Here is a 5,426-nt window from a genome sequence, read left to right as displayed (position 1 = left end):
CCTTACCAAGATCCGTTGCGACCATGGGACCATAAAACGTGATAAGCCTGGTTTTATTAAACATCGCTATCTGCAATGCCGTAATATCACTGTAACCGATAAATATCTTGGGGTTTTTTTCGATCATTGAAAAATCAATATAGGGCAGGATGTGGAGTGTCCCGCTGCCACCGCGCGTGCAGATTATTGCACGAATAGATTTATCCCCGAACGCCCTGTTTATGTCGTCTGCCCGTGACTTCGCATCACCTGCAAATAGAAGATGCCTATCATTCACATGTTTCCCCATAATAACTTTGTAACCCAAATCTTCAAGGTTTAACTTCCCACGTTCAGCATAAATTGTAGCGCTTTGGTTTAATAACTTTCATACCTTTTTTAACCCGTCCTGCAAATCTATAACCTCCCCTTTAGAGGCTCGGATTGTCAACATCCCTTAGATTACCTGCCGAGCCTATGCCCGTCAATAAGGATTAAGTTCTTACTGCTTACTTCTTACTGCCTACTGATTACTCACTCCTTTTCCCTTGCCTTCTTTCCTCAGGATCTTCTGACTGCACGGCATATTCTTGTGCACCAGGGACCTTTTGAGGTTGCAGTATAGTGCAACGAAGGTTCTGCAGCTTCCAGACCCGTCAACAGCGGTGTCCTTCGGAATCTCTGCATATTTACACATCAAATCACAGAAACCAAGAAAACCATTCATATCACCACGTAGACCCCTTTAATATGCTTTAATATTGTTAATTAATTGTACCAGAGAACTGCATATTAGACAAATGAAATGGGCAATGGTTTTTTAGATGGAAATATTATCCCTTAGTGTGTTAAATAGTTAGCCTTAATAAGCAATTTTTTTGAAAAAAATATTATTCCTGAGGTTGAGTGCTTATCAAATGAACTCAAAGAATCATCAACAATACAACGTAAAGGTACTTGGTAAACTCACCAAAATCCTCGATCTTTTCACCTACACAGAGAATTTATTTACCCTTGAACAGATATCTAAAAAAACTCACCTATCCAAAGCTACAGCATTTAGAATCCTAAAGACCCTGGAACAATACGGATTTTTCACATACAATCCAGTAGAGGAAACATATACCCTTGGGCTCAGATTTCTTGAACTCGGTGGCATTGTGTATGCTTCCTTATCCATCAGAAATATTGTGTCACCTCATATGGAGACTCTTGGGCACAGTCTCCGGGCAACTGTGCTTTTGGGTATCATTAAAGATGACCACCTCTTCTATATAGACAAACGGGAATCGGAAAGTATTATCAGGGTATCGTCTTATGTAGGATTGAAGAGGCCACCTTATTATGGCATGCTCGGCATGACACTCCTCGCATATATGGAGGACGAGGAAAAACAAAGGTTACTCACCATGTACAAGCCGTATAAAATTACTGAAAAGACCATTACTGACATCGAGAAATTAAAACAGAAACTTGACGAGATAAAAAGTCTTGGATACTGCCTTGAAAGGAGTACCGTTATCGAAGGAGTAATAGGCCTAGGTGTACCAATAAGAGATTTTTCTGGTAAGGTTGTGGCAGCACTGGGTGTTGCACTGCCAGAATTTCAAATGAAAGAAAAAGACATCAAAAGGGCAATCGGGGAAATGCTTGATGCATCGCAGGCTATTTCACGAAAACTCGGTCATAATGCAGAGAAACAGGGATGAAGATGAGCCATTGAAGGCCCATCTTCATCATAGATTCCCACGGGCAAGCCCGTGGCACTAATACATACACGCATTGCGTGAATAATAATACATTCACCCACGCTTGAAAGCGTGGTCCTCTGTTTGCCTTGCGCCGCCCGTTGGAATCTATACAGCGAACACCGTGAGCGAGAGGGGGAGGCCGGGTACCCACGAAGTGGGTGGGGCTTTGCCTGTGGAGGGGGCGACGCAAGCCCCAGTAACAGAAGTGATGGTGGTTATTTTACAAGTTCAGTAAATCGCTTATATACTAAATCTGCAAATGACCTATCATTTATGTGAAGGTCGTACTCTGTGACTTGGATAACTGGCGATATATGTTTTTTAAAGGACTCAATAAAATGTCTGTCTGCTTCCAAGTCATAAAAAACTTTCCCTTCTTTGTCCCACATAGAAAAACCCTTTAGAGGAATCATTATCTCTAATTTCCCTCTGGATTTATTAAGTTTTTCTGCAATAACCTGACCTATAACCCTCATTTCTTCCATTTCCATTCGCATAACTGTGGCTTGCGGGTTATGCCTGTATAGCCTTCTATTTTGATACTTTTCAGGAACCGTCTCCATCGTGAGAAAGTTTATAAAATCAATACTCCCAGGGGTAACAATCTGTGTAACCCCCCGCCTCCCGGCAGCCTCCAATCTCTCCTTACCTGCTGAAGCCAATCCACCAAATAATTCGTTGCCTATTTCATTCAATGCCAGCTCTATTACACAATCAATATCAATATCTTCTATTAGCTCTTCCATTGCCTTACCGCCAACTCCAAGTGTATGAAAAACAATTACTTCATATCCGTCTTTCTCAAGCAAATCTTTAATGTAAAGACCACAGGTGGTGACAGTACCGTTCATGCTGATCACCACTACCGGCCCTTCCAGGTGTGGTGCGGTTTCAATATTAACCATACCCAATATAGCACCAACAGCATTCTTCAGCACATTTCTCGTAATCCTGTTCAGACCTGCTATATCACACACTGCCGGTATTATCACAATATCTTTTGTCCCTGCGTATTCTTTAATGCCAGCCTGCACAGCCTTGGTAGAGACAAGGACCTTCGGAAATCCCACAGGTAACTGTTTCATGCCAGGAGAGCACATCGAACAACCCTGCCCTCCGCCTATCCCCACAGTACCATCTATTTTGCCTTCCTGATAGAGCTTCTTCAACACAATCTCGGCGGCGGAAGACATTAATTTTATAGCCTCGTACTCGTTCTGCAAAGCAATCAGATACTTTATATCCTTCCCGATATGTCTTAATACATCTTCTCTCGTGATATCCGCCTTAAACTTTGACTCACCGAGAATGCCTATGTCCATTACGATTGGGCAATGATGCGCCTTCTCTACAAGCTCTTTCATAAATAAGAGCTCATCCCCTTTAGTATCAAGGGTTCCTATAAGCAGAATATTCTTCATTTTTCTATCCTCTACCTGCCTGTTTTCCCTTACTTTGAAAAAAGCTCCTTAAACCTTTTCATTACCTTTTCTCTCGTTTCAGATGGGACTCTGTTGATCGGTGGAAATCTATCCTTCCAGTGATAGGGTTTACACGCATTTATAAAAACTTTAGCGGTTGTAAAATCACCTCTTTCCCTCTTTTCCGGCCGTAACATGGGATCCAGCGGACTTGTGAGGAACCCGGGTACAATGTCAATCGCCATTTCTGGGTCACATCTCGTACATACTGCCCACAATACCTCATCTAAGTCAGAAGGGTCAATATCTTCGTCAACCGTAATAATGTATCTACCAGTACATGCACCACCTATGAGAAGAGCACCTGCTGCGGTAGCAACCTGCCTTGCATGACCGAGAAATCTTTGCTTCAAAGAAATTACACATATAACCCTGTTGCCTGGTCCGTGTACATATATGCCGGTTATATTCTGCAAGCCAAGCTTATCAAGCTCTGTCCACAACATAGTGGCAGTATGGAGGGGAATGGGAAACCAGGTGTTAACCGGTGGCTTGATGGGTGGCTGCCCGTGAATTATCGGGTTATTTCTGAAATATATCCTCTTAATATGAACGACAGGTTCGTCCCTTCTGCCTGAAGCATAGTAGCCCGTCCATTCTCCAAAGGGTCCTTCCGGCCTCCCGTCCAGCTTTGTCGAAGGAGAGAAACCCTCTATCACAAGCTCTGCATTTGCAGGTATTGGTAAACCTGTATATTTACCAAGGATGACGTCTACCGGCTTACCCTGCATATAACCAACCATATCCAGTTCAGACACGCCCCAGGGCAAACCCATTGTTGAACTCCCAAAAATTAAGGGCTGCTGGCCAAAACACATCACTACCGGGCATTCCTTCCCTTGAGCCCAGTATTTTTCTCTCATGATAACTGCATGCTTGCCTGGTGATGAATAAAAGGCAACTGTTTTTTTGTCTTGAATCATCACACGGTAAGTACCAACGTTTATCCAACCTTCCTCAGGATCCCTCGTGATTGTAGCAACCCCTGTTCCAATGTATCTTCCTCCATCATGTTCATGCCATTTTGGTGTAGGAAATTTAAGAATATCTATATCCTTGCCCTCCATCACATTTTCAAGAACAGGACCCTTTTTTACCACCTTAGGCGGGACCGGTTTAAACCTATTCCACTTATCCTTCCAAAATTTTACCGCATCGAGATTGCTTAAATTTTCTGGGATACCAAAGGCTATCTTCTGGAAGTCATCCCGGTGGAGTATGTTCGTTGCGACACGGTAACCTTTTGGGTAATCTTTAATTTTATCGAATAATAATGCAGGGCCTTTTTTTTCAGCCATCATTTCATTTATTGCCCCTATTTCGATATTCCAGTCTGCTCCTTCTATAACTTTCAGGTTCCCTTTACCTTCAATAATGTTTAGAAATTCTCTTAAATCCTGAGGTATTCCATCACTTTTTTTCATTCTAACCCTCCATTTTATATTGTTTAAATGCTTTACCTTATCAATTTTATTTGAACGAAATTTTTTGTCAAGACATTTTTAAAATTATATTTCATATAATGAAATGACAAATTTTAAAGGGTAGTATAATAATCAAATAAGCTAAAAAAATCACAGAATATTCTAAAGAAGCTGTAACAATGCGATTTATAATTGTTATCCAGTATAAGAAAATGATAAATATAACACTATAGGAAGAAATGGAAAAATTACTTATAGTTACAGACCCTGTTGCAGATTTAAGAAGAAAACCGATTGATGCAGCACCCGATTATACCCATGATGAGTTACAGGAGACGCAGGTCTTATATAACGAAATACTCATTTATAGAGATGAAAATGAAGGTTGGTATTATGTTGGGGCAATTGAGCAGAAGAAGTTTACCCGAAACAATATCTGGCAGGGTTATCCTGGGTGGGTGAGGAAAAGGAGTGTTATATTTATTGATAAACCGCCAGAATATAATATTGTCGTAAAAAATAAAGCCGCCCGTATATTAAGCTACCCAAGGAAAGGGGGCGAGCCATTACTCATCGTTTCAGCAGGGACAAGGTTCAAGGTAAAAGAAAAGGCATCACCGCACAACAGATATTTTTGCGTTGAGCTGACAGATGGCAAAGATGGCTGGGTAATGAAAGGGGATGTAAACAGGATGTCCGGGAGGTCAAGCAAAAAAAGGTGCAGGAAAAACATTGTAAATATGGCCAGGCTCTTTCTCGGCGTCCCTTACCTCTGGGGCGGGAGGAGCATG

The 5,426-nt window shown here is 41.7% G+C and carries 6 protein-coding genes; 2 read left to right on the top strand and 4 right to left on the bottom strand.

Annotated elements, in window-relative coordinates; all coding sequences use genetic code 11:
- Positions 1–289: LD-carboxypeptidase (locus NTU69_04405; GenBank protein ID MCX5802767.1), on the bottom strand; the 289-nt coding region annotated here is incomplete at its 3' end.
- A gap of 213 nt (positions 290–502) precedes the next feature.
- On the bottom strand, positions 503–706 hold the full coding sequence (locus NTU69_04400) for a hypothetical protein (protein ID MCX5802766.1): 204 nt from the start codon (positions 704–706) through the stop codon (positions 503–505).
- 190 nt (positions 707–896) lie between these two features.
- Here NTU69_04400 and NTU69_04395 point away from each other — a divergent pair, with 190 nt between their 5' ends.
- Entirely contained in the window at positions 897–1,688 is a 792-nt protein-coding gene (locus NTU69_04395) for an IclR family transcriptional regulator (GenBank protein MCX5802765.1), read from the top strand.
- Between the two features lie 257 nt (positions 1,689–1,945).
- On the opposite strand, the gene NTU69_04390 is transcribed toward NTU69_04395, so the two are convergent.
- Positions 1,946–3,151 carry a Tm-1-like ATP-binding domain-containing protein gene (locus NTU69_04390; GenBank protein ID MCX5802764.1) on the bottom strand — a complete coding sequence of 402 codons (1,206 nt, stop codon included), beginning with the start codon at positions 3,149–3,151 and terminating at the stop codon, positions 1,946–1,948.
- Between the two features lie 29 nt (positions 3,152–3,180).
- Positions 3,181–4,635 (bottom strand): UbiD family decarboxylase, encoded by a 1,455-nt coding sequence (locus NTU69_04385; protein ID MCX5802763.1) that lies wholly within the window; start codon positions 4,633–4,635, stop codon positions 3,181–3,183.
- Positions 4,636–4,874: 239 nt separating this feature from the next.
- On the opposite strand from NTU69_04385, the gene NTU69_04380 reads away from it, so the two are divergent.
- The coding region (locus NTU69_04380; GenBank protein ID MCX5802762.1) for a hypothetical protein at positions 4,875–5,426 on the top strand (552 nt) is incomplete at its 3' end.

It is taken from the genome of Pseudomonadota bacterium, assembly GCA_026388215.1.
Taxonomy (GTDB): Bacteria; Desulfobacterota; Syntrophorhabdia; order Syntrophorhabdales; family Syntrophorhabdaceae; genus JAPLKF01.
Note: the sequence above shows the minus strand (reverse complement) of the source record. Positions and strands in the feature narration are given on the sequence as shown.

What these genes read in the sequence shown, in the direction of transcription:
- NTU69_04385 (MCX5802763.1), bottom strand. Translation starts at nt 4,635, where the DNA reads ATGAAAAAAAGTGATGGAATACCTCAGGATTTAAGAGAATTTCTAAAC.
- NTU69_04400 (MCX5802766.1), bottom strand. Translation starts at nt 706, where the DNA reads ATGAATGGTTTTCTTGGTTTCTGTGATTTGATGTGTAAATATGCAGAG.
- NTU69_04390 (MCX5802764.1), bottom strand. Translation starts at nt 3,151, where the DNA reads ATGAAGAATATTCTGCTTATAGGAACCCTTGATACTAAAGGGGATGAG.
- NTU69_04395 (MCX5802765.1), top strand. Translation starts at nt 897, where the DNA reads ATGAACTCAAAGAATCATCAACAATACAACGTAAAGGTACTTGGTAAA.